Genomic DNA, 25,922 nt, shown 5'->3' with positions numbered 1-25,922 from the left:
GATTTAACTCCTAACAAAATTCCTAATCCATCTAATTCCATCCCCCAAAATTACATGGTTTTTTTAATTTCCACTAATTTAGGCGAAGAACCAATTAAACACTTACTATAAGTTTGAAAATTATTTTAGCATCTCATTTATTTTCTCTATAAAAGACAATAAAATATATTTACCTAATGATATTTATCCTGAATATTACAAACCTTTTTTTAGCAAAAAGAACACACAACAAAGCAATTAGTAAAATCTAGCTTAAAAATGTTGCGATATAAAAAAAAACCGATCACGCAGGCTTGTCTTCAAACGATGGTACGGTCTAGAAGCTTCGGGATGCCTTTACCCACAAAATTGAACAAATGATATAATAAGAAAGTTGTAATCATGAAAACGGTTACCAACTTTCTTTATTTTTAAAAATAATAAATGACTAAAAATTGACTGTTTTTTGGGTTATATTAGCCTATCTATAAAATGCAGACTGCAATTAATTAAAACAAATTGATGAAAAAACTAATTATAATATTATCTATATTACAATTAACTTCTTGTGCTTTTAAAAAAGAAAATGTCTTAAAAGTAAAAAAAATTGATAAAAAGCATACACTAAATGACTTCAAAGGAGATACATTATTATACATACAAACTAAAATTTTAGATCGGAAGGAATACTATATTGGTAAAAAATTTGAAGTATTACTTAACGATCTTAATTTGCAAATAGGAAGTTTTAGTTATATTCCAAATCACAATAATATAAAAATCACAAGTTATTCATATTTCGAATTTTATGATTATTCACAAAGAATAAAAAAACTAGAAAAAGGAGAAATCCCTGTAAATCTTGTAGTGACATGGCAAACGCCACTATATACTGATGAATTAGATAAATTAATCATTGATCGTACAAAACGTGGTGAATGGACAACTCAAAAGAAAGCGTATTTTAAAGAACAAATTGTTGGCGATGTCGGTAAAACTAATTATAATCTTGAAAATTACAAAAATAAATAACCCGATTATACAGTCTTATCTTCAATCATTAGCCCCGCTACCGCGCGAATCCTTTCGTGTGTTTCGTGAATAGAAACGATAATATTCTAATTTAAAAAAAATTAAAAGCGACTGAATATCATTCAGTCGCTTTTTTAGTTGTTAATTACCTACAACACATTCGTTTTGAACCGCATTTTTAGCATAGGCATTGTATTTCGCATAATCGTATTTGTTTAAGTCGGCAATTAAAATTCTGTCAATACTAAATTTTGATGACCTTCCAGTAATAGTAAGTGTATACGTTTCTCCAGCTTTAAAATTATAAGTTGCCCAAGGTTTTACACTGCTTATGTCCAATTGTCCCGCAGCATTTTTAAATTCTCCATCGCCACCTGTTCCAAAAAATTTGTTATCCGTTTTCAAAGGGTTTGTTTGAGTGGAGTTTCTATCAGAGTTTGCTAGACAAGAATTCATTTCTCCAGCAACAAAATTACCCCCGCTACCACACGAATCCTTTCGTGTGGTAGGTGAATAGAAACGAAAACATTCTAATTTAAAAACCTGATCGCGCAGGCTTGTCTTCAAACATTTTGAGGGGATTTTGGTTTTATTAAACACAATTTACCAGTTACTTCTTCTGCCAAACTCTCACATAATCTACATTAAAATCTTCATTCAAGCGGTTGTCATCAGGAAACGCTAATAGCCATTTATTCGATTCACTATTAAAATTGATGTGCAAATCTTGGTGCCAATACACGTTTGGTGATTCTCTGAATAGAATACCATCGATATACCAACGGATAAAATCTTTATCCCACTCCATTCCCCAAACATGATAGTCTTTTTGCAACTCAAACGGAATATAATAGTTTTGCGGGTGAGATTTTAGTTCTGTTACATTTCCTTTGTCCACAGGTGCCGAAAATACGTGTAAATTGGATGTCAAAGTATGTCTATTTTTTACCGCTCCAGGATTGTTTTCACAGATGTCTATTTCAGTTTTCCAATTGTCTTTATACCACCAGTTGTACAACCAAAAACAACTTACCCAAGGAGCATCCATTAGCTTAGATCGCATTTCAAAATAACCATAGGTAATAGATTTTTTACTCACTACCCAACCAACATTGTGCGTATAATCATTTTTGTATTTTGGTTCTTTAACTTGATTAATTCTAAGGACAAGATTTCCTTTCTCTAATGAAACATTCTCTGAATTTGCCATAGATGGTGCTCTACCCAACCATTTTGGATTGGTATCGTACCATTTGTCTGAGTCTAGTTTTAATCCAGCGAATTCATCTGACAAATCCTTTTGCAAAACCCACTTTTTATCTTTTTGATGGGATAATGGGAGTTTGTCTGTCATTCTTTTTGGTGCTGCAGAAAACGAAATCGTATCTGTATAATAACTCGCAGGACGAGTGGAATCTTGTGCTTTTAGACTCGAATAAGAGGCTAAAAGTACTAAAATAGCATAGTTAATTTTATTCATAATAGTTTGTCTTTAACTATAAAAATACAGTGAATATAACGGTTGCCATAAACGAAATGGTTTTTTCAGTAGAACAGATGTTTTTGATTTTATTTAAATTCATCAAACTTTTCTTGTCCAGTTTTTATCCTTTAAATTTACCTTATAAACAATTCTGAAAGATAAAATAACACGAATGAAAGCAAGAAAATTAATTATAAGCACGGTAGCTTTCCTAGCTCTTTTTGCGGCGAAAAATAGTTCCGCTCAACCCGTAGTGGATAAAAAGGGAATACAAGTTTCAATCAGAATTGGTTGTTTAAAAAAGACATGCTACAAGGAGCTGAAAAAATTGCGTACCAAGATTCTAATTGGAAAAAAATAAACTTGCCACAAGATTGGGCTATCGTGCTCTGAAGCTTCTGAATGTCTGAACCCGCAAAGTAGAACAAGCAATATAATAAGAAAGTTGTAATCATGAAAATGGTTACAACTTTCTGTCTAGTCCTAAAAAACGATTTGGAATATTAACTCTTTTTTACTCATTATCTTCCTTATTCAGTTCAGAATCTGAGAGTCTAATATATTTACTTGGAATGACTCCAAATTGTTTTTTGAAGCATTTCGAAAAGTAAGATGCTGTATTAAATCCAGTCATATACATTATTTCTTTAACTGAATAATCACTTTTTTCAAAAAGTTGAACTGCTCTTTTCAATCGAATATTTCTAATAAATTCACTAGAAGATAAGCCTGTAAGTTCTTTAATTTTTAAATATAAATTGCTTCGACTTATATTCATTTCTTTTACCAACATTTCAACACTAAATTCGGTGTCCATCATGTGTTTTTCTACAATATCGATAGCCTGTTTCAAGAAATTTTCATCAGATGAAGTTATAGTTACCTCATTTGGTTGCAAAGTGATATCACGATTAAAGCGCTTTCTTAATTCTTCTCTATGCTTAAGAATATTAGATATTTTAAGTTCTAGCAATTCAAGATTAAAAGGTTTTCTAATATAAGCATCAGCACCATTTTTCAAACCTTCTATTTCTTTTTCTTGTGACGTTTTTGCAGTAAGAACGATAACCGGAATATGACTGGTTTCTTGAGTACTTTTTAACTGATTACAAAGTTCTATACCATCCATAATCGGCATCATTAAATCGGTGATAACGATATTTGGCATGTGCTTTTTTGCCATTTCAAGACCTATCTTTCCATTTTCAGCTTCATAAATATAATATTTTTCGCCCAACCCTTTTTTGATAAAGGAACGAATGTCGGCATTATCATCTACAATTAATAAAACAGGAAGTTTAGACCTTGACCTTGATATGTTTTGATCTGCTATATCATCCATAACACTGATGGCATGTGATTCTGCATCTTCTTGACTTATAAAGTCGTTTGCTTCAAAAACTTCATGAAAATTGAGGCTTTCATTTTCGTGGAAAACTTCTTTATTCTTTGGTAACCAAACGTAGAAAGTAGTACCGTTTTCGGAATCACTTTTTACATGGATAAAACCTTGATGTAACTCGACTAAGTTTTTGGTAAATGAAAGACCAATACCAGTACCTTTGGTGTTTTTTTTATTATTGATGTCTATTTCAGTATAATAACGTTCAAAAATATGTTGAATTCTGTGTGCAGGAACACCAGGTCCTGAATCTTTCAATTGAATAACGATAAAATTAGCTTGGTCGAGAGTAAATTCTATGAAATCGGGTTTAATAAAATCAATACCATCAAATATATCTAATTTAATTATTCCGTTTTCGGGCGTAAATTTAAAGGCATTCGATAAAAGATTATTGGTGATTTTTTCAACAGCATCAGGATCAAACCAACTCAATATATGGTCTTTTGAAGCATTAATCTCAAATGAAATTTGTTTTTTATGACTTAAAAATTGGAAAGGTTCCCCTACTTCTTTTAAGAAAGTGACAATATCACTTTTACTTAAATTTAGATTCATTTTTCCATACTCCATTTTTCTAAAATCAAGCAATTGATTCACTAATCGGAGTAAATAATTGGTGTTTTTATGCATGAGACCATACTGATCATTAACTTCTTTTTGACCTATAGTTTCTCCCTTTGAAATCAAATAATCTAACGGTCCCTTGATAAGCGTAAGCGGCGTTCTAAATTCATGAGAAATATTTGTGAAAAACTCCAACTTTAAACGGTGTATCTCTTCATGATTTTCTTTTTCTAAATGTTCTAGTTCCAATTGGTGTTTTTGGGTAGAGCTTATGATAGTAAACCTACGGTAAAGATATAGTAATCCAATGATGCCTAATAAATAGATAAAATAAGCAAAATTTGTTCTCCAAAAAGGAGGAGTAATAATAATCGTCAATTCGGTTGGCGATTGATTCCAAACTCCATCATTATTAGATGATTTCACTAATAAATTATAAGTTCCAGGAGATAAATTGGTATAAGTTGCCAATCTATTTTTGAAGGAAGTGTATACCCAATCGTCATTAAATCCTTCTAATTTATAAGCAAATTGATTTTTTCTTGGAGCAGAATAATGTAAGGCTGCGAATTCAATAGAAAAACTATTCTCGCTATATTTTAGTTCAATTTCCTTAATTGTACTGATGGATTCAGGAAGTATTACACGACCGTCAAAAATATCACCAGTACCTATTGGTTTATTAAATATAGATAGAGAAGTCAATACAGTTCTAGACGGAATCAAATTATCCTTGATTTGGTTTGGAAAAAATGCATTAAATCCATTTACACCACCAAATAACATTTCTCCATTTTTGCGTTTGTAAAATGAGAGTTCACTAAATTCATTACTTTGTAATCCATCATTTACATCATAATTTTTAAATCTTTCACTTTTGGGATTAAAACGACTAAGTCCTTTGTTTGTGGATATCCATAAATTTGAAAATTCATCCTCCTGAATCCCTTTTATTACATTGCTGGGTAATCCCTCTTCTTCAGTATAGTTCTTAAAATGTACAGGACTATTTCCATCACTAGGAATTAATTTATTTAGACCTCCTCCAAAAGTTCCCACCCATAAATCTCCTTTTTGACTTTGATACAATGATAAGATGTAGTTTTGACTTAGGCTTGAAGGAGTATTGGGAATATTTTTGTAAATAGTAAATCGTGGTTTTTTAAGTCTGACTTGACTTTTATCAAGTTCACATAGTCCGTCCCCAGTACCAAACCAAATATTACCTTTTTTATCCTCATAAATCGAACGAATAATATTACTAGATATACTATTGGGGTCATTAGCATTTTCATAAAGAATATCTTTTGTATAGACACCTGGAGTTTTGGTAGCCAACCACCTAGATATCCCTTTTCCATAAGTTCCAATCCATACATTTTTATTAGAATCTACTAAAATTGAAAAGACACTTAAGTTAATACCGTCCACAGGTTTTGCCAAATTTGGTGAAATAGAATTAGGATTAGTAATGTCTAAACTATAAAGTCCATACAAAAATTCCCCACCAATTAGTAATTTTTTAGTCTTCCCTTCTTGTACTTCTGCAAGAGCAAAAACCTTTGCGGTTGGCGAATTTATTTTTTTAAAATTAGTGTACTCTGCGTCTGCTTTAACAGAATAATTTAATCCTCCCCCTTCAGTACCGATCCATAGGTATCCATTACTATCTTCAAAAATGGCTCTAATTTTATCATTAGTGATACTATTTGGATTTAGATCTTTTTTTATATGTTTAAACTTTTTTATATTAGGATCAAATTTATTTACTCCTCCTCCATTTACTCCAACCCAAAGCATTCCTGCTTTGTCTACAAATAGTGATTTTATATCATTCTTACTTAAACTAAAATCTGGATTTTTTAAATCGTTGGTATAAAAATTTATTTCTTTTGGCAAAGTGAACTCTGATGAATTTTCAAAACGATAAAGTCCAAGGGGTGAACCCGCCCAAATATATCCTTTAGTAGTTAATAAATTTGAAAAATAACCATCATGAATCTTATCAAATTTATTTAAATTATCACTATTTGTTTGAATATATAAACCATTGATACCAGCAAAAATAAATTTTCCATAATCATCTTGAGCCATGGCTCTAATTCCTAGATTAGCTAATTGTCCTCCTAGATCGATATATTGAAAAAAAAGTTCCCCTTGATTATCATGATTTAGTTTAAAAAGTCCCGCTGGACCTCCTATAAAAATATTTCCTTTATTATCTTCCAAAAAACAGGAGATGATATTCCCTTCAAAAGAACTTCCCATTTTTGACATATTGATACTAATATGATTAAAAATAGGGCTACTAATTGGTTTATTTAAGTCAAGCATGTTGACACCATTTTTAGTAGCGATCCATAATCTATTTTTTTTATCACGAAGTAATGTACTTATCGTATTACTTGAAATACTATTAAAGTCCCCTATTTTATTTTTAAACTGAGTAAAGGTTTCCGTTTTTGTGTCAAAGCAGTTTAATCCACCACCAGTAGTTCCAATCCATAAATTGCCTTTTACATCATCAACGATATCCCAAATAAGATTACTACTAATGCTTTTATCATTATTTAAAATAGGATTGTAAACTGTAAAATTATAGCCATCATATTTATTCAAACCATCATGAGTACCAAACCACATAAATCCATGTGAGTCCTGAAATACGGTATTTACATCACTTTGAGACAAACCATTTTCGGTAGTCAAATGAATAAAGGCATTCTTTTTTTGGCTATAAATAGTCGCTGTATTTAGTATTAATAATACTATTATAGCAATTGACAAATAGCTTTTTAGACGTAGTTGATCTGTTAATTGTGGCATTATATATGGGTATTTATTTTATAAATCGTTTTTTTGAGATGATTCTCTAATAATCAATTCGGGTTCTAATATTATTTTTTTTAAATGAATTCTACCTTTTGGATTTTTAACTCTTTCCAAAAAAGCTTCAGCTGCCAATTTTCCTATTTGTGCACTTTGTTGATTGATCGTTGTAATCGTAGGAGATGATAAAGAAGTAAAAGGTTCATTACTAAAGCCTATTAAAGCAATTTCTTCAGGAACTTTTATGTTTTCTTCTTTTAAAACTTGTAAAGCTCCTAGTGCAGCATAATCACCCGCGGCGTAAACGGCATCAGGTCTTTCAGGCAATTTTAATAATTCTTTCATAATTCGTCTACCATCTTCGATTCGCAAATTACTTTCAATAATCATTTCTTCGTATATAGGTAAGCCACATTTTTCAAGTGCATCACGATACCCTTGTACCCTATCCTTGTAAATACGAATATGATTAAACCCTGCAATATGGGCAATTTTCTTGCAGTTTTGTAAGTGTAAATGATCAATAATTAAGTGACTACTCTTATAATCATCAATACCAATGTAATCCACATCCAACTCATCTTCTCCTCTATCAAATAATACCAACTGTACTCCTTTGGATTTAATTTTATTATAATAATCCAAGCAAGTTGTCTCATTGGCCATTGATGCTATAATACCATCCACTTGAATCCCCAATAAAGAATCTATACTTTTACATTCTTTATCATACAACTCGTTTGATTGTGTCATAACGATATTATAACCATGGGCATTGAGGACTTCTTCCATATTTTCTACCACTGATGAAAAAAAGTTACTATTTACCCTGGGAATAATTACTCCAACCAAATTACTCTTACCTTTGCGCAAAGCACTAGACAAAGTGTTTGGCTGATAATCTAAAGTAAGTGCCATTTTTTTTACAGCTTCTTTGGTTTTGTCACTTATTCTAGGATGATTGCTCAATGCCTTGGAAACTGCTGAAGGAGTCAGTCCCAAAGCAATAGCTATATCTTTTATGGTTGATTTTTTTTTTATTTCCAATTTTTTTATATATTTGTTCAATCGATTGAACAAATATAATTTCTTTTTATTTAAAAACAAAATTTAAAATTTACATATATTTTATCTTATATCTATAAGCAATACAGCTATTTATAGATGATTATATACTTAAAAGATTTACTATAAATCTTTTATTTTTACCAAACTGTTCAATCGATTGAACATATTATACTAAACCACATTATAAACTATAAATATGAAATATATTGTTTGCGAAAAGCCAGGAGAATTTATCCTAAAAGAAAAAGAAGCTCCAATTAGAAAAGAAAATGAAGCTTTATTACAAATTAATAAAGTTGGAATTTGTGGAACCGATCTACATGCTTATGCTGGTAATCAAGCATTCTTTACCTACCCTAGAATATTAGGTCACGAATTAGCATCACAAGTGATTGAAATTGGAGAAAATGAAAGAGGAATTAAACCTGGAGACAAAGTGGTTGTTATGCCCTATATAAGTTGCGGAACTTGTATTGCTTGCCGTAACGGAAAGACCAATTGTTGTACCAATATAAAAGTATTGGGTGTACATACAGACGGTGGAATGCAAGAACAAATTACCGTTCCCTCCAATATTCTTTTATTGGCTAATAATCTTTCGGATAACGAAATGGCAATTGTAGAGCCACTTGCTATTGGTGCGCATGCCATTCGTAGAGCGGCTATTCAACCAGGTGAAACTGTTGCAGTTGTAGGTTGTGGACCAATTGGTATTGGTATTATGAAATTGGCTCAAATTGCGGGTGCAAAAGTAATTGCAATTGACATGAACGAAAATCGTTTGGCATATGCCAAAGAGGATATCGGAGTTGATTATACTGTAAAAGCTGGAGAAAATGCAGTAGAAGAAATTATGAAAATTACACACGGTGATCTATGTACCGCCGTATTTGATGCTTCTGGTAATAAATATGCGATAGAAGCTTGTCCTGACTATATGTCTCATGGAGGGCGCTTTGTTTTAGTAGGGCTATCAAAAGGGGAACTTACTTATACGCATCCAAAAATTCATGCAAAAGAGATGACTCTTATGTGCAGTAGAAATGCTACCACCGAAGATTTTGAGCACGTTATAAGCGTTCTTAATCAATTTCCAACAGATTCGTTTATAACACACTCTGTACCTTTTACAGAAATGATCGAAAATTTTGATAGTTGGTTAAATCCAGAAACAGGTGTTATAAAAGCAACTGTAGTTTTTAATTCTTAATTCAAATAAAATGTCAAAAACATTTGTACAAATACATCCAAGTGATACTATTATTGCAGCCCTTGTTGATTTACCAAAAGGAACTGTAATTAATCACAATGGTGCCGAAATCACTTTGGTAGAAAACATCAAGCAAAAACATAAATTTACAACAACTGATTTAGCAATTGGGGATCAAATTTATATGTATGGTGTTTTAATCGCCAAAGCGATACAACCAATTTTGAAAGGTGCTGCCATTACTACCGAAAACATCAAACACGCATCTGCTGATTTTAATGAATCTCAAGAAAAATTTAGTTGGAAAGCACCCGACACCTCTAAATTTGAAGAACGTACTTTCAACGGTTACCACAGAGCAGATGGTTCTGTAGGAACCGGAAATTACTGGTTGGTAATTCCGCTTACATTTTGCGAAAATAGAAATATTGATGTACTCGAAGGCGCATTAGCCGATAAATTAGGCTACCAAACCAAAAAAGATTTCGCTGTTGATACCGATGCATTGATTCAGAAATACAAACAAGGAGGTTCTGCCGAAGATATTTTGAATACACCAATTATTGCTACCAAAGAAGAAATTACAAAAAATAGACTTTTTCCCAATGTAGACGGAATAAAATTCCTAAAACACGATGGCGGTTGTGGCGGTACACGTGAGGATTCTCAAGTATTATGCAATTTATTAGCTGGTTATATTGTAAACTCAAACGTGGCGGGGGCTACTATTTTTAGTTTAGGTTGTCAAAATGCCCAAATAGAAATGCTTCAAAATGCTATTAAAAAATTAGATCCTAATTTTTCTAAGCCTGTTCATTACTTAGAACAACAAAAAAGTGCAAGCGAAAGACAATTAATCGAAGAAGCGGTAAAACATACTTTTCTTGGCTTAATTGAAGCCAATAAAATTGAAAGAAAGCCTGCTCCTATCAACAAAATCATTCTAGGATTAGAATGTGGAGGATCAGATGGGTTTTCAGGAATCTCGGCAAATCCGGCTTTGGGTTACGCATCCGATTTACTAGTTGGACTTGGAGGGACACCTGTTTTGTCTGAATTCCCAGAATTGAATGGAGTGGAACAAGATCTTATCAATAGATGTGAAACGAAAGAAGATGCAACCAAATTTTCAACTCTTATGCGTGCGTATTCAGCATCTGCAATTGCTGTTGGCTCTGGTTTTGAAAATAATCCATCTCCCGGAAATATCAAGGACGGTTTAATTACCGATGCTATGAAATCGGCTGGTGCGGCCAAGAAAGGCGGTACTTCGCCAGTGGTTGAAGTATTAGATTATGCTGAAAGAATCACAAAACCCGGTCTAAATTTACTTTGTACTCCAGGAAATGATGTAGAATGTTCTACAGGACTTGCTGGTTCTGGATGTAATCTTATCGTTTTTACAACTGGATTAGGAACACCAACAGGAAATCCGATTGCACCAGTTATTAAAATGTCGAGTAATACGAAGCTTTATGAAAAGATGAAAGACATCATTGATATTAATGCTGGAACGGTAATTACCGGTGAAGATACGATTGAAAGTATGGGTGAAAAATTATTAGAATTTATTATCAAAACAGCCAGCGGAGAAATAATTACGAAAGCCGAATTGAAAGGACAAAACGATTTTATTCCTTGGAAAAGAGGTGTTTCACTATAATTTTAAATAGAAAAAACATGCAACCATTAAATAGAAAAACAGCAAACAACAGCTATACGGCACCAGAAAGAATTATGCAATTTGGTGGTGGGAACTTCCTTCGTGCCTTTAGCGACTGGATGTTTGATGTATTAAATAAAGAAACGGAGTTCAAAGGAAGTGTCGTAATTATAAAACCTACACAAAAAGGTGATTATGATGAGTTAAGCCAACAAGATGGTTTATTTCATGTTGCCTTGGACGGTATTCGAAAAGGAGTATTACTATCGACTGTAACCCTTGTAGAATGTGTAAGTCGCGTGATTCAGCCCTACACAGAGTGGGAAGAATATTTGAAGCTATCTGAAAATCCTGATTTGAGATTCATCATTTCAAATACAACCGAATCAGGTATTCGTTTTTCTAAAACGGATCAACTGAATGATAATCCTCCTCACGAATTTCCGGCAAAAATCACAGTATGGTTACACCATCGTTTTAATCATTTTAAGGGCGAACATTCTAAAGGCTGTATTTTAATGCCTTGTGAATTGATTGAAAATAATGGGGAAGCCTTGAAAAAAACTATTCTTCAATATGCAAATCATTTTAAATTATCAAACGATTTTATTCAATGGATAGAAAACTCTAATTATTTCTGTAATACCTTAGTAGATCGTATTGTATCAGGCTATCCAACTGATCGTGCTGCCGAAATATTGGAAAAAACAGGATATAATGACCCCTTACTCGTCGCGGGTGAAGATTATCATAGTTTTGTAATTCAAGGTCCTGAAATTGTTCAGAAAGAATTGCCATTTGCAAAAACCAAATTAAATGTACAATTTGTAGATGATATTAGTGCTTATCGCGAAATGAAAGTACGAATACTCAATGGAGCACATACATCTCTTGTTCCTGTGGGGTATCTTTTTGGTCTACGAACGGTTAAACAATCGATGGATAATCCTATCATTTTGCAATTTGTAAAAGAAGTTTTATCCGAAGAAATTACAAAAACATTACAAAACTTCCCTGATGATGAACTACAGAATTTTGTGAATGCAGTATTAGATCGTTTCAAAAATCCAACATTGAAACATTTCTTAATTAGTATTTCGTTAAATAGTACTTCCAAATTTATGGCAAGGTTATATCCAGCCTTAATAGAATACACGGAGAGTCAAGGTCAATTACCAAAGAGAATTGTTTTTTCACTTTCTTGTTTAATTCGTTTTTATAAAGGAGAATACAATGATGAAATTATTCCAATTAATGACGCTACAGAGACACTTGAATTCTTCAAAATGATTTGGAATCAAAAAGATGCTGGGACAATAGATTACCAAGAATTGGTGAAAAAAATATTAGAAAATCAGTCTATTTGGGGAGAAAACCTAAATATTATTCCAAATTTATCTGAATCAGTAGCATCAAATTTGGAAGCACTGGAGAAAAGTGGAATCGAAGCATCTATCAAAAAAACAATATCATGATAATAGATTCACATCAACATTTTTGGCAATATGAGCCTAAAAAACACGAATGGATAGACGACCAAATGGCAGTCATTCGCAAAGATTTTTTACCCGAAGATTTACAAAAAGTTATTTTAGAAAATCAAATCGATGGTTGTGTTGCTATACAAGCAGATCAAACGTTGGAAGAAACTGATTTTCTATTGCAACTTTCTAATGAGAATGATTTTATTAAAGGAGTTGTAGGTTGGGTAGATTTAAGAGCTAATAATATTGAAGAGGTACTTCAGAGGTATAGTTCATATCCAAAACTAAAAGGTTTTAGACACGTCGTTCAAGGTGAAGAAGATCATAACTTTTTGCTAAGACCTAATTTTTTGAGAGGTATCGCTGCTTTAGAAAAATATAATTTCACTTATGATATTTTAATTTTCCCTCATCAATTAGGAGCGACATTAGAATTAGTAAAAAGGTTTCCAAATCAAAAATTTGTAATCGATCACATTGCAAAACCTTATATTAAAGATGGATTTTATGAAGGATGGGCCACTTTGATGATGGCTATTGGTCAACAGAAAAATGTGTTTTGCAAATTATCTGGCATGACTACAGAAGCAGATTATCATTCTTGGACACCCGAGCAAATTCAGCCATATATGGATTTAGTTTTAAATGCTTTTGGACCTCAACGATTATTATTTGGATCCGATTGGCCAGTATGTTTGGTGGCAGGTAATTATATCAAAACAAAAGAATTAATAACACAATTTATAGTTCATTTACCCCCATCACAGCAACATGCAATCATGGGAGAAAATGCTATTAATTTTTATAACTTATAACGATGGATTTAAATTTGAAAAACAAAATTGTTGTCATTACAGGTGCAGCAGGAATTAGAGGAAGTATTGGAGAAACAATGTTACGTCAATTAGTAGAAGAAGGTGCTATTCCTGCTATTATTGATCGAAATGCAAGAGGATTTGAATATGTAAAAGAAATTCAAGATCAAGGTGTAGACGCCATTTTTTGTCAAACCAATTTAGCAGATCCAATACAAATTGAAAATGCTATCAAAACTATTGCGACTAAATATGGTCGTATTGATGTGGTGATTAATAATGTTGGAGTAAACGATGGTGCCGGATTAGACGCTTCCTACGAGGAATTTATGGAGTCTTTGAAATTGAACCTCGTAAGTTACTTTATGATTGTAAAACATGCGGTCCCCTATTTAAAAGAATCCAAAGGTAATATTTTGAATATTGGTTCAAAAGTGGCGCTTACAGGTCAAGGTGGCACTTCTGGTTATGCTGCTGCAAAAGGGGGTGTTTTGGGATTAACTCGCGAGTGGGCGGTTGATTTAATTCAATATTCCATTCGTGTAAATGCAATTATTATTGCCGAGAGTTGGACTCCAGCTTATGACAATTGGATTAAAACATTAGAAAATGGTGAAGCTAAATTGAAAGCAATTGTTGAAAAAATTCCTTTAGAAAATAGAATGACGACTCCTGTTGAAATTGCTAATACTAGTTTGTTTACAATCTCTAATCTATCCTCACACACGACTGGGCAATTTATATTCTGTGATGGTGGTTACGTTCATTTAGATCGTTCTTTATTATCACAATAAACCATTTATTGCATTGTATAAACCATTTGTTTATTACTATAACCAAAACAATTCATACTATTGTTTAGCCTATTTAACCAACCTTAAACTAATTATCTATGCAGCAATCTGCTAAAATTCCAGTAGTCCGCAGAGAACTACTTTTCCCCTTTATTATAATTACATCTTTATTTGCTCTTTGGGGAATTGCAAATGATTTAACCAATCCGATGGTATCTGCATTCAAAAAAGTAATGCCAGAATTATCAAATATGCAAGCATCTCTAGTACAGTTTGCCTTCTATTTTGGTTATTTCTTTATGGCTTTGCCAGCAGCTCTTTTCATTAGAAAATACAGTTATAAATCTGGAATTATTTTAGGATTACTTTTATATGCTACTGGAGCATTTTTGTTTTATCCAGCAGCGGCTTATCAAGATTACAATTATTTTCTTCTTTCTTTATGGATTATCACCTGTGGTTTAGCCTTTTTAGAAACTACTTCCAATCCTTTAATTTTATTTTTAGGAGATCCAGAAACAGCCACGCAACGTTTGAACTTAGCGCAAGCTTTTAATCCAATTGGATCATTAACTGGGATGATTATGGCACAAGTTTTTGTTATTAATTCATTACGCTCAGACGATTACACAACAGAAGCTTATAATGCTTTATCCTCAAATGAAGTAGCTACTATACGCGAAAATGACTTAGGAATTATTAGTGTTCCTTACATTGGACTTGGAGTTTTGGTTTTGGTAATTTTGGGTATCATTCTTTTTACAAAAATGCCAAAAACTCCCCAAGAAGATAAAATGTCATTATCGGAATCGTTTTCAAAATTGTTTGCTAATAAAAATTATAAATTTGGAGTAGTAGCACAAGCTTTTTATGTAGGTGCACAAATTATGTGTTGGACTTTCATTTTCCAATATGTTGATAATGTTAATCTAACTTTTGGGCTAGAACTTACTGCTACCTATTTCAATGTTGCGGCGATGATTTTATTCTTATCCGGTAGATGGATTGGTACTGCTTTAATGAAAAAAACAAATCCTTCAAAAATACTTATGTTCTTTGGTATTGGTAGTGTTATTTGTTGCGCTGCTGCCATTTTACTACAAGGTATGCCAGGGTTAATTTCGTTGGTTAGTGTATCCATCTTTATGTCTATTATGTTCCCAACAATTTATGGTATCGCATTAAAAAACATGGGAGACGAAGCAAAAATTGGATCAGCAGGTTTGGTTATGGCTATCGTTGGTGGAGCTTTGATGCCTGTATTGCAAGGAAGTATTTTGGATTGGGGGGGAACAGGATTTTCGGATATGAAAATATTAGGATTTATTCCAGAAGTTAATTTTTCATTCATTTTACCCTTAATTTGTTTATCAGTAGTAACTTTTTACGGATATATAACATACAAATCTTCAAAAAATTATTAAAATGAGTACAAAAAGACATTGCTTTTCTTGTGATTTAAAAAATGATTCACAATTAATAGCAGAATATAAAGAATACCATGCCGCTGGTAAAGCATGGCCAGAAATAACAAAAAGCATCAAAGATGCAGGAATTGTAGATATGCAGATTTACCTAACAGGAAACCGTATGTTTATGATTATGGAAGTTAATGAAAAATTTGACCCTGTTCAAAAATCAAAAATGGATGCAGAGAATCCTAAAGTGCTAGAATGGGAAAATCTAATGTGGAACTACCAACAAGAACTTCCTTGGGCGAAAGACGGAGAAAAATGGATAGCCTTAGAACAGGTATTTCAGCTTTAAAAAATTAAACTTATTTTAAACAGCATTTATAAGGTAAAATTCCTTTATAAATGCTGTTTTTTTTTGATCCATTTACTCATTTATTAATAATACGTTATATAGATTTTTTAATGATGAATTATATAGAACTAAACCTTACTCTTGGCAACCTGAAAGTCTCAAGAAAATACCTTTAAAGGTGAAATTCAAAAAACCTGTAATTTCATGTCTAGAAGACGATTACAGAAGAGCTAATTGTTTCTGTGAAAGGAATACCTAAAAATCATTTCTATCATAGTAAATCTTCAATTTGTAAGGAGCGATAATTGAAACGAGTAATAAACAATAGACACTTAAGTTTAAAAGAAAAACGTTACTCCAAAAGAAAATACGATCAGTAAAATCACACTTTAAATGTTTGATTTTCAGAATACAAATTAATTCTTAATGAATTTTATAGCCGCAGCATTATCAATAGATATAAAATACACACTATTCTGTAAACTCGAAATATCAATTAAGAAATTCTTTCCTTTGCTGACAGATTGACCAATAGAATTGTAAATTTCCCATTGCTTGAACGTATCCTTTATATACAATTCATTGTGAGCAGGAATTGGATATACTGATGGTTTTTTTTCGTTATTTAAAATTGAATTATTTAAAATACCCAAAGTGGTAAAAGAGGTTGGACTTAGGTCTGAACCAACATTAGGGAAAGACGAGCCATATTCAATAGCCCCTATATCAGGATTTGAACCATTTACATCAATAGTTATATTTGGGATATTTATACCAGCGTCGATTGCTGGTGAGTTTTGTTTTAAACGGAAATCTCCTGACGCTGCATTTTCAAAAATAGAATTTTGGTTTGCTACAGAGCCACTTCTATAATTATTCTTAAAATCTATTAAATTATATAATATTCCATTGTCTCCATCAGTATTATCTTGGGCATTATTATCTATGATATTGTTCCAAAAACGAACATTTTCTAGGTTACCTCCTCCTTTTTTATTCCATATCCTGATTCCCCAATCTAAGTTCCAAACCGTATTATTGTAATAGTAACAATCCGTAATTTTTGACGTTCGTGGGCCTAAATAGGTAAAAGTACCATCGGGTACTACATCGGTAATAAAATTATATACTAAATTATGATGAACTGTATAATTGTAACAGCCTTCTAGATAAAAAGCCACTACAAATTGTTTTGAGCCGTTGGTTAAGGTTGTACAATCATGGATTTTATTATAAGCAATTTCAGAGCCTTGTAGATCCAATGGTACACTTTCATTACTCCCATTTGTACATTCAATTGATCCTGCATCTTGCCCCATTTTCATACAATCGAATAAATCATTGTAAGTTATATTCATTTTATTATCTGTACGAATGTGAAACCTACCCGAAGATCCTAGAGTACTTTGTGTAACTGTAGTGTTAAAAGCACTATTTTGAATATTTGCAGTAAATTGTGCTATCCAACCTATATCTTCAATAAAACAGTTTGTAATCTTGTTATCATTTCCTGATTCAATACTAAAGCCATTCCCCCAGCTGTGCGCTATGTAGCAATTTTGGAACTCATTACTATTACCTTTCACATATACACCACCTAAATCGGAGTACGAAGCCGCATAATTTGCTCTCATCAAGAAAGGCCACATGTATTGCACAGAACAATTTATCACCTTACAATTGTTGCTATTAAGTAGTTGTATTGATGCAGCATGAACTTGAATTCCATCTAATGTTACATTATCTCTACCATTGATTACAAAGCCCCATATTCTCTTTTTAACCTCTATATTCATATCATTGGGATTTTGTCCTGTAGGTGGTTTGTAATACACCAAATTATCTTTTTGGAACCATTCATTTTCTATGTCAAGTGCATTCAAACTATAGATAAAGCCGTAACCTTTTCCTTGGTTGTCTGTAATTGTTGCACTATTGGCTATCCAATCTTTAGTAATTGCATCTACAGTAAGTTCATTTCCTTGTGATGCCGTAATGGTACCCGAAGGATTCAACCATGTTTTTCCAGTAATACCTCTAAAAAAACCACCTACAAAAAAGTTAGTTGGAAAACCAGATAAATTATCAAATGTTACTTTTCTGGATGCTTGACCAGCCACTCCATCATAAACTTTACACGTTGCATATCCCGAGTTTGCATCTAGAACACTCATCATTTTTCCAGTTGTATTATTGGGCCAACGAGCCATTTGTTGTTCCTTAAAATCAACGAAGAGCGATGTAAATGCAGTCTCTGCTCCTGAGTAGTTGGCTTTGTATATACCATCCTGATAGAGAGTCCAGTTACTCATTTCTACTGTACCAGAGAGAGTTACTTTTGTGTTATCGAAATTTTTGAAGGTCACATTGTTAACCTTTACAGTTACGGTTTCTCGATATATTCCACCAAAAATAAAACATACATCTCCTGAAGCCATTACGTCTGCGGCTTTTTGAATAGTTTTGAAAGGGCTCTCTTGTGCCCCATTACTTGAATCGTCCCCTGTTGTTGAAACATAATAGTTTTTTGCCTGCAACTGGTTAAAACAAAGACTGGATAAAAAAATCAAAAAAAATAGTGTTGACTTCATACTTTATTTTTTAGATTTCAATTATAGAATATATTTTTTCTGACAAAATAATTATTCTTATGTCATTCAAATTTATAATGAATTACAATATCTTTTTATACAGTACTCACTTTAAGTATAATAAAAACCATATGTTGTAAACATAAATATATATGTAAGAAAAAACGATTAAAATAGAAAACTGGAAAGTTTCAATAATGTACAATTCCTTAAAACAATTTGTAATGATAAAAAGGGATAAATCTATGCTTAAAAGTTCATTTCGTTATTATATGAAATACCTGCATATAATTATTATTGTTATTCAAACCTTTGACTTGTGTAGATTTGTGATCGAAGTTGTTGAAAAATAATAATGCATTTTGAATTTGTAACAGATTGTTTTTTTGCCTATTATTTAGCATTTGTTTTATACAATAAGTCAAATTTTGGTGAGTTGAATTCATTTGAAAAATCATTTTGTACAACTTAATTTTATCTTTTTGATGGGACAAAGTGTATTCCTTTATAATTCTTTCGTTATAAACATAAATGAAATAGTTACCGCATAATAACTCTTAGTTCGGTTACTATTTTATGCCTATGGCACTGAATAAATACATAAAAAAAACAATTAAAGGAATTAATGATTTGTTGCATTACCTCATTTCCAACAATAAAATTAATGTGAATAAGGTAGCTACCATAAACGAAATGGTTTAATCAATAGAACAAATGTTCTTTTCCACAATTTAGATTCTGTTATTTTTTATCCTCCTACCTTTATGCATTAGATTTACAATAAAAACAAAATTGAAAGCAAAAAAAATAGATATGAATTCGACAAAATTGTTATTGAGAGCAGTTTTTATTCTAGTACTATTTTCTGCGGCTGTAACTACAGCTCAAAGTGTAATAGACAAAAAAGGGGTGCAAAACTTCAATCAAAATTGGTTGTTTAAAAAAGATACTCTTGAAGGAGCTGAAAAAGTTGCTTACCAAGATTCGAATTGGAAAAAAATAAACCTTCCACACGATTGGGCTATTGAAGGACCTTTTAGCAATAAAAATAATGCTCGAACTGGTGGATTACCCGTTCATGGAGTCGCTTGGTACCGAAAACATTTTATTGTAGATAATAAAAACAAAGGAAGTCAAATTGCTATAGAATTTGATGGTGTAATGAATAACGGTAAAGTGTATATCAATGGCATTTATGTAGGCGAACGTCCATTTGGCTACATTGGATTTGAATTGGATTTAACTCCTCATATTAAATTTGGTCAAGAAAATGTAATTGCAGTTCAAGTAGCACCAGAGGATTTATCATCACGTTGGTATCCTGGTGCAGGAATTTATCGTAATGTCCGTTTGAAAGTCAAAAATGACATTCACATTCCGCAATGGGGAACTTATATTACCACTCCTACAGTTACGGATGCTAAAGCGATTATTGCAATTCAAACAACTGTTAAAAACGCAGGGGATTTAAAAGTGAATGCAACATTGATTACAACAATCAAAAATAATAAAGGATTGGTGGTAGCAACACAATCAAAATCTTTAAATTTAGATCAAAAATCAGCTCAAAAAATCAGCCAAAACCTAGAAATTTTAAAACCATCTCGTTGGGATTTAAATACACCTACAGTATACACTGCCTACAGTCAAATAAAAGTAGACAAACAAGTTGTTGAGGAATACCAAACTAATTTTGGAATTAGAACCATACAATTTAATGCAAACAAAGGTTTTTTATTGAATGGAAAAAGAGTACAATTGAACGGTGTTTGCATGCATCATGATTTAGGACCACTAGGAGCTGCTGTAAATTACCGAGCTACCGAACGTCAAATGCAAATCATGCAAAGTATGGGAGTGAATGCTTTACGTACCAGTCACAACCCACCTTCTCCTGAAATGCTGGAGATTTGTGATAAACTTGGCATCGTAGTAATTGTTGAAGCTTTTGATGAATGGCAAATGCCGAAAATTCCTAATGGTTACAGTAAATTCTTCGATAAATGGCACGAAATAGATTTGCGTGACATGATAAAAAGAGACCGCAACCATCCTTCGGTGATTATGTGGAGTATAGGAAACGAAATTTTGGAACAAGGTAAAAAAGACGGTTGGATATTAGCCAAACATCTAAATGATATTTGTCATGACGAAGACAATACACGTCCTACAACGGCAGGATTTAATTTTTACCCGCAACCATTTACCAATAAATTAGCCTATCAAATTGATGTAGTGGGTATGAATTATTGGCCAAATGATTACAAAGAAATCAAAGAAAAAAATCCTAATATTATTTTATATGGTTCTGAGACCTCTTCGCAAACTAGTAGTCGTGGCGTGTATCATTTACCAATTGAATTTACTGAAAGACATGAAACCAATCAAGTCTCTAGTTATGATACGACAATTGGTCCACCATGGGCTTACGCACCCGATATAGAATTTGAGGCACAAGAGAAAAATCCTTTTTCACTGGGAGAATTCATCTGGACAGGTTTTGATTATTTAGGAGAACCCACTCCATATGGTGGCCGTGATAATTCAACCGATGGCTATTGGAACAAAGATTGGCCCTCACATGCCTCCTATTTTGCACCCGTAGATTTGTGTGGATTTCCAAAAGATCGCTATTATTTATACCAAAGCCAATGGACAACAAAGCCAATGGTGCATGTATTACCACATTGGAATTGGGAAGGAAAAGAAGGCGACATCATTCCGGTTTATTCCTATACAAACTGTGATGAAGTGGAATTGTTTGTGAACGGAAAATCGATGGGTAAAAAAGTAAAAGGAAAAGATTTTACCGAGATTCCATCAGAATATCATGGTTTTGAAAAAGGAATGTATAAAACGAAATACCGCTTGTCATGGAATGTCCCTTACCAGCCAGGAAGTATCAAAGTTGTAGGTTACAAAAACGGAAAACAAGCTGCTGTAAAAGAAATTAGAACCGCTGGCGCTCCTGCTCAAATTAAACTAATTGCGGACAGAAAAGTGATCACCGCTGACGGAAAAGATTTATCCTTTATCACTGTTAGAATCGAAGATGCCAACGGAAATTTGTGTCCAAATGCAGACAATTTAGTCCATTTTAAAATTGAAGGTGCAGGGATTCTAGCAGGAGTTGCTAATGGTGATTCAACTTCCTTGGCATCCTTTCAAGCAAATAATGCGAAAGCTTTCAGCGGTCTATGTTTATTGGTTGTAAAATCTACTAATCAAAAAGGAACAATCAAGATTACAGCCAATTCAGCTCAATTAAATCCAACTACGCTGTCAATTATAACTAAATAAAAATAAAACATACTATAATGAAAAAGAAATTAATAATCCTCGCACTTGTTTTTCAAGGTGTTTTTGGAGTTACTGCCCAAGACCGTCCCAATATTGTATTCGTACTTACAGACGATCAATCGTATGAATTGTTAGGTTGTACCGGAAATACAATCGTTCAAACTCCCAACATTGATCAATTGGCCAAAGATGGAATTTTGTTTACCAATGCTCACGTTACTAGTGCAATTTGTACACCTAGTCGAGTTTCTATTTTGCTTAGTCAATATGAGCGTAAGCATGGTGTTAATTTCAATTCAGGAACCAGTATCTCCGACACAGGTTGGGAAGGTTCATATCCAATGATTATGCGTGCCAATGGCTATTATACAGGTTGGGTAGGAAAAAATCACGCTCCAATAGGCAAAGGTGGTTATGACAGTGGTGTGATGGAAAAAAGTTTTGACTACTGGTATGCGGGACATGGTCATTTGGGTTTTTATCCAAAAGAGAGACACAAAATTTTTAATGATGCAATTGCTTTCACACAACCTGAAATTATCAATGAAGGTGTAAATGATTTTTTGGATCCTAATGAAAGAAAATTAAAAGGTGCTCTACATTTCTTAGAAAATAGACCAAAAGACAAGCCTTTTATGTTGTCTATTAATTTCAATTTACCTCACGGAGCCAGTACTAGAACCATGAAAATGAAACCTACTGATGATACAATTTATAGAACATTGTACCGTGATTTAGACATTCCGTTGCCACCAAATTATATTGCCAAAGCAGATATAAAAACACCAAAATTACCTGCCGACTTACTCCATGCAGAAGACCGTCAGGAGGGTTATAATTATGTCGATACGCCAGCTGGAATAAAAGAAAGATACATTCGTGAAATGGAAGCCATGACTGGAATGGATCGATTGGTAGGTAATTTGAGAAAAAAATTAAAAGACTTAAAAATTGATAAAAATACCATTATCATTTTCACATCAGATCATGGATTATTTGGTGGTGAACAAGGACTAGGAGGAAAATCACTTTGTTATGAAAAAACAACGCATATTCCTATTATTGTTTTCGATCCAAAAGCACCAAAAAAAGCAAGAGGAATAAAAAGTGATGCATTGGTACAAACGATTGATATTGCTCCAACAATGTTGACGATGGCTGGAATTAAAATCCCAAATACTTTTCAAGGAAAAGATATTTCGAATTTGATAAATGGCGGTAAAGATGCGGTGCGCAACTATGTTTACACAGAGAATCTATGGTCTACACACTTTGGAAATCCACGTTGTGAGGCTGTACAAGACCAACAATGGAAATACATTCGATACTACAAAAACGATAATTTTTCGGCACTAAAAGAAATTAAATATGCCAAAGAATTTGGAATGAATATCAGTGAAATGTTGTACAAAATGCACGATCCAGAAATTGCTATTTATCGTGATTACATCGATTCACCCTTAAATGGCGAACAGCCTGTTTATGAAGAATTATATGATTTAAAAAATGATCCGTTTGAATTACATAATTTAATCGCTGAGAAAAAACATTCTGATATTCTAGCTAATTTGAAAAAACAATGGAAAATCGAAATCAAAAATGCAAGAGGTGAAGGAAAAGCGGCTGTAGATCGTTATACTAATGATTTGTATCCTGAAGCAGAACATTAATTGCTCTTAGATTGAATGAAAGAAAGGTTCTAATTCTAAAAACTTATACCATATAGACCAATATAATTTTGTCAGATCGAGTACTTTGTTTTTGCACTGTATAAACTAAAGTCGAGATGTAATGTATAGTTCACGACTGCGCTCGATCTGACAATTGGACTATTTTTATAAATAGTATTAGTAATCTTTTCAAAATTTCATAAAAAAAATAAGCATTCTTTTTACAACTACTTTCAATGCCTATATATGCTAAGTATTACAATTTCCTTAGTCATAAAGCCAAAGCGATGGCGCAACGCTCGATACAAAAGCGGTACAAAAAACCACTCACCTATGTACAATCATGAGGATGAAAAAAAAAAATTTGCTATTACTTGGTTATAGAAAATATAATTAATTCTTCGCTCTACCTCTCTGCACTGTTGCAAAACTAAATTTTCGCAATAACCATTCCCGTCTACTTTCAGGTTATTTCTTGATTGCTGCAATTATTTTCTTTGAAGTAATTTTTTTTAACATCACGAATAACATTTTGCAACTCATCTCGGAGGCAGTCACAACCAAATCTATATTGTTGATGTGTATACATAACATATGCATGTACGCTGAGGTGCTATTCTTTATTACAATAATTTAAGAATTCATCCAGAATAGTGCAATATAAATACTCTTCTAGATCTAATTTTTATCTATTGTATCATATTCAATATTCACCGCTATCTTTTACTACTGTTACTTTTTTAGCAGAATATATTTGTCATCGCAATCTCTAAACTTTGTATAATTGTTCATCGCATTACCATAGTTTTGAATCGAAATTTCATTTTCATTCAACAAACCGTCAACACCTACTGGAATTTTGAGATTTTTGTTCACTGGCTCTCCCTCCTCGTTTATAGCACCATTATACGCGGCCCATTTGATTCCGTTAAAATTGATGTAAACATCTTTATAATCAATATCGCGATTAAAACTAACTTTACCCTTCAATGTCCTTTCAGCCGTTGTAATGGTATAAAAATAATTGTTTTCTTTTTTACTAATGATTAGTTTGAAGCTACAAGCTGTCCCGCTTGCATTGTTGTACGTACCTGTAATATTTTTAGGAAGTTCAGCAACATATTTGTCTGTTTCAGTGAGGACTACTTTTAATTCTTCCTGAGCCTCCATACTTTTCCAAGTACCAATAATTTTGTTTCCTACCAATTTGCTAGCAATTGTGGCTACTTTATTTTTTTGGCTATCAAGTTCATATAGTATTACTTCATCTCCTTCAATACTACCCAAAAGTGGAATGTCTACCCCTACTTTTTTGTAAAAATATGATCCAGCAATAACGCCATCTGTATTCGAAAGTGTAAAAACGACTTCAATACCATTTCCTATTGTACCCAGATAGCTCTTTTTGAAATTTTCGACCTTGATTTTAGGTTCCTCTTTTACTACTGCTTTTGGAACAGCTGTCGTATCAACGGTTGTGTCCAGAGTTTCTTTTTCTACCTCTTTCTTGCAGGATATCGTCAGTAGCAAGAGTAACGTGATAAATATATTTTTCATGATTTTTTGTTCTTTATCTTTATTAAAAGGAAAGATAGAATTTTATTATGGTCTCTATAGTTTCAACATTTAGTTTTAATACTAATTTATGAAAATCCGCTAAAAAAAAGTAATTGCACCTTTTTACAAATTAATGTATATAGTGGTGTATCGTTTATAATGGAAACATTTATTTCTAGTGCTCTTCTGGCGCTTGACTGCGTCGAGTGCCTGCTGTAAGTTTGAAAACAAGTCGTAGCGTTTGCAACGCGGTTTCCTACCATAAAACTTCAATGTTTACTCCCCTCTGGCACTTGACTGCGTCGAGTGCCTGCTGTAATTTTGAAAACAGGTCGTAGCGTTTGCAACGCGGTTTCCTACCATAAAACTTCAATGTTTACTCCCCTCTGGCGCTTGACTACGTCGAGTGCCTGCTGTAATTTTGAAAACAGGTGGTAGCGTTTGCAACGCGGTTCACAACCCTAAAACTTCAATATTTACTCCACTCTGGCGCTTGACTGCGTCGAGTGCCCGCTGTAATTTTGAAAGCAAGTCGTAGCGTTTGCAACGCGGTTCACTACCATAAAACTTCAATATTTACTCCCCTCTGGCGCTTGACTGCGTCGAGTGCCTGCTTTAATTTTGAAAGCAAGTCGTAGCGTTTGCAACGCGGTTCACTACCATAAAACTTCAATATTTACTCCCCTCTGGCGCTTGACTGCGTCGAGTGCC

Annotated in this window: 17 protein-coding genes; 11 read left to right on the top strand and 6 right to left on the bottom strand. The window is 32.9% G+C overall.

The features are described 5' to 3' along the window. Window positions 1-501 precede the first annotated feature (501 nt). On the top strand, window positions 502-1,011 hold the full coding sequence (locus M2326_RS16020; RefSeq protein WP_264620554.1) for a hypothetical protein: 510 nt from the start codon (window positions 502-504) through the stop codon (window positions 1,009-1,011). A gap of 141 nt (window positions 1,012-1,152) precedes the next feature. On the opposite strand, the gene M2326_RS16015 is transcribed toward M2326_RS16020, so the two are convergent. Together M2326_RS16015 and M2326_RS16010 are read right to left on the bottom strand one after the other, a co-directional pair. Continuing rightward, a complete protein-coding gene (locus tag M2326_RS16015; RefSeq protein ID WP_264620553.1) occupies window positions 1,153-1,578 on the bottom strand; it encodes a hypothetical protein in 426 nt (141 codons plus the stop codon). A gap of 43 nt (window positions 1,579-1,621) precedes the next feature. Next, on the bottom strand, window positions 1,622-2,491 hold the full coding sequence (locus M2326_RS16010; protein WP_264620552.1) for a family 16 glycosylhydrolase: 870 nt from the start codon (window positions 2,489-2,491) through the stop codon (window positions 1,622-1,624). 175 nt (window positions 2,492-2,666) lie between these two features. Between M2326_RS16010 and M2326_RS16005 the strand changes: the two genes are divergently transcribed. Next, window positions 2,667-2,855, top strand: coding sequence for a hypothetical protein (locus tag M2326_RS16005; RefSeq protein ID WP_264620551.1), 189 nt, complete (start codon window positions 2,667-2,669; stop codon window positions 2,853-2,855). 153 nt (window positions 2,856-3,008) lie between these two features. On the opposite strand, the gene M2326_RS16000 is transcribed toward M2326_RS16005, so the two are convergent. Then, window positions 3,009-7,289 carry a hybrid sensor histidine kinase/response regulator transcription factor gene (locus M2326_RS16000; RefSeq protein WP_264620550.1) on the bottom strand — a complete coding sequence of 1,427 codons (4,281 nt, stop codon included), beginning with the start codon at window positions 7,287-7,289 and terminating at the stop codon, window positions 3,009-3,011. An 18-nt stretch (window positions 7,290-7,307) separates the two neighbouring features. Further along, window positions 7,308-8,339 (bottom strand): LacI family DNA-binding transcriptional regulator, encoded by a 1,032-nt coding sequence (locus tag M2326_RS15995; protein WP_264620549.1) that lies wholly within the window; start codon window positions 8,337-8,339, stop codon window positions 7,308-7,310. A 217-nt stretch (window positions 8,340-8,556) separates the two neighbouring features. Between M2326_RS15995 and M2326_RS15990 the strand changes: the two genes are divergently transcribed. The 7 genes from M2326_RS15990 (at window position 8,557) to M2326_RS15960 (ending at window position 16,093) form a co-directional block, all read left to right on the top strand. Beyond that, entirely contained in the window at window positions 8,557-9,570 is a 1,014-nt protein-coding gene (locus M2326_RS15990; RefSeq protein WP_264620548.1) for a zinc-binding alcohol dehydrogenase family protein, read from the top strand. 10 nt (window positions 9,571-9,580) lie between these two features. Next, the gene (locus M2326_RS15985) at window positions 9,581-11,233 is read left to right on the top strand and encodes a UxaA family hydrolase (RefSeq protein WP_264620547.1); all 1,653 of its coding nucleotides are present in this window, start codon (window positions 9,581-9,583) and stop codon (window positions 11,231-11,233) included. A 17-nt stretch (window positions 11,234-11,250) separates the two neighbouring features. Beyond that, on the top strand, window positions 11,251-12,708 hold the full coding sequence (locus tag M2326_RS15980; RefSeq protein ID WP_264620546.1) for a tagaturonate reductase: 1,458 nt from the start codon (window positions 11,251-11,253) through the stop codon (window positions 12,706-12,708). Continuing rightward, window positions 12,705-13,532 carry an amidohydrolase family protein gene (locus M2326_RS15975; RefSeq protein WP_264620545.1) on the top strand — a complete coding sequence of 276 codons (828 nt, stop codon included), beginning with the start codon at window positions 12,705-12,707 and terminating at the stop codon, window positions 13,530-13,532. The genes M2326_RS15980 and M2326_RS15975 overlap by 4 nt, the downstream gene beginning before the upstream one ends. A 2-nt stretch (window positions 13,533-13,534) precedes the next feature. After that, complete coding sequence (locus M2326_RS15970; RefSeq protein WP_264620544.1) at window positions 13,535-14,326, top strand: SDR family oxidoreductase; 792 nt, start codon at window positions 13,535-13,537, stop codon at window positions 14,324-14,326. 98 nt (window positions 14,327-14,424) lie between these two features. Further along, window positions 14,425-15,750 carry an L-fucose:H+ symporter permease gene (fucP, locus tag M2326_RS15965; RefSeq protein ID WP_264620543.1) on the top strand — a complete coding sequence of 442 codons (1,326 nt, stop codon included), beginning with the start codon at window positions 14,425-14,427 and terminating at the stop codon, window positions 15,748-15,750. Window position 15,751: 1 nt separating this feature from the next. Beyond that, a complete protein-coding gene (locus M2326_RS15960; RefSeq protein ID WP_264620542.1) occupies window positions 15,752-16,093 on the top strand; it encodes an L-rhamnose mutarotase in 342 nt (113 codons plus the stop codon). A gap of 416 nt (window positions 16,094-16,509) precedes the next feature. Here M2326_RS15960 and M2326_RS15955 read toward each other — a convergent pair whose 3' ends face one another. Beyond that, entirely contained in the window at window positions 16,510-18,684 is a 2,175-nt protein-coding gene (locus M2326_RS15955) for a T9SS type A sorting domain-containing protein (RefSeq protein ID WP_264620541.1), read from the bottom strand. A gap of 813 nt (window positions 18,685-19,497) precedes the next feature. Between M2326_RS15955 and galB the strand changes: the two genes are divergently transcribed. Together galB and M2326_RS15945 are read left to right on the top strand one after the other, a co-directional pair. Next, window positions 19,498-21,984 (top strand): beta-galactosidase GalB, encoded by a 2,487-nt coding sequence (gene galB / locus M2326_RS15950; protein ID WP_264620540.1) that lies wholly within the window; start codon window positions 19,498-19,500, stop codon window positions 21,982-21,984. A gap of 17 nt (window positions 21,985-22,001) precedes the next feature. Beyond that, on the top strand, window positions 22,002-23,654 hold the full coding sequence (locus tag M2326_RS15945; RefSeq protein ID WP_264620539.1) for a sulfatase-like hydrolase/transferase: 1,653 nt from the start codon (window positions 22,002-22,004) through the stop codon (window positions 23,652-23,654). A 732-nt stretch (window positions 23,655-24,386) separates the two neighbouring features. On the opposite strand, the gene M2326_RS15940 is transcribed toward M2326_RS15945, so the two are convergent. Beyond that, a complete protein-coding gene (locus M2326_RS15940) occupies window positions 24,387-25,211 on the bottom strand; it encodes a hypothetical protein (RefSeq protein ID WP_264620538.1) in 825 nt (274 codons plus the stop codon). Window positions 25,212-25,922: the final 711 nt, after the last annotated feature.

The sequence above is a fragment of the Flavobacterium psychraerolatum genome, assembly GCF_025960985.1.
GTDB lineage: Bacteria > Bacteroidota > Bacteroidia > Flavobacteriales > Flavobacteriaceae > Flavobacterium.
Note: the sequence above shows the minus strand (reverse complement) of the source record. Positions and strands in the feature narration are given on the sequence as shown.

Bases quoted from the DNA above. Each gene is read 5' to 3' on its own strand.
- M2326_RS16020 (WP_264620554.1), top strand. From the start codon at position 502: ATGAAAAAACTAATTATAATATTATCTATATTACAATTAACTTCTTGT.
- M2326_RS16010 (WP_264620552.1), bottom strand. From the start codon at position 2,491: ATGAATAAAATTAACTATGCTATTTTAGTACTTTTAGCCTCTTATTCG.
- M2326_RS16005 (WP_264620551.1), top strand. From the start codon at position 2,667: ATGAAAGCAAGAAAATTAATTATAAGCACGGTAGCTTTCCTAGCTCTT.
- M2326_RS16000 (WP_264620550.1), bottom strand. From the start codon at position 7,289: ATGCCACAATTAACAGATCAACTACGTCTAAAAAGCTATTTGTCAATT.
- M2326_RS15990 (WP_264620548.1), top strand. From the start codon at position 8,557: ATGAAATATATTGTTTGCGAAAAGCCAGGAGAATTTATCCTAAAAGAA.
- M2326_RS15985 (WP_264620547.1), top strand. From the start codon at position 9,581: ATGTCAAAAACATTTGTACAAATACATCCAAGTGATACTATTATTGCA.
- M2326_RS15980 (WP_264620546.1), top strand. From the start codon at position 11,251: ATGCAACCATTAAATAGAAAAACAGCAAACAACAGCTATACGGCACCA.
- M2326_RS15975 (WP_264620545.1), top strand. From the start codon at position 12,705: ATGATAATAGATTCACATCAACATTTTTGGCAATATGAGCCTAAAAAA.
- M2326_RS15970 (WP_264620544.1), top strand. From the start codon at position 13,535: ATGGATTTAAATTTGAAAAACAAAATTGTTGTCATTACAGGTGCAGCA.
- fucP (WP_264620543.1), top strand. From the start codon at position 14,425: ATGCAGCAATCTGCTAAAATTCCAGTAGTCCGCAGAGAACTACTTTTC.
- M2326_RS15960 (WP_264620542.1), top strand. From the start codon at position 15,752: ATGAGTACAAAAAGACATTGCTTTTCTTGTGATTTAAAAAATGATTCA.
- M2326_RS15955 (WP_264620541.1), bottom strand. From the start codon at position 18,684: ATGAAGTCAACACTATTTTTTTTGATTTTTTTATCCAGTCTTTGTTTT.
- galB (WP_264620540.1), top strand. From the start codon at position 19,498: ATGAATTCGACAAAATTGTTATTGAGAGCAGTTTTTATTCTAGTACTA.
- M2326_RS15945 (WP_264620539.1), top strand. From the start codon at position 22,002: ATGAAAAAGAAATTAATAATCCTCGCACTTGTTTTTCAAGGTGTTTTT.
- M2326_RS15940 (WP_264620538.1), bottom strand. From the start codon at position 25,211: ATGAAAAATATATTTATCACGTTACTCTTGCTACTGACGATATCCTGC.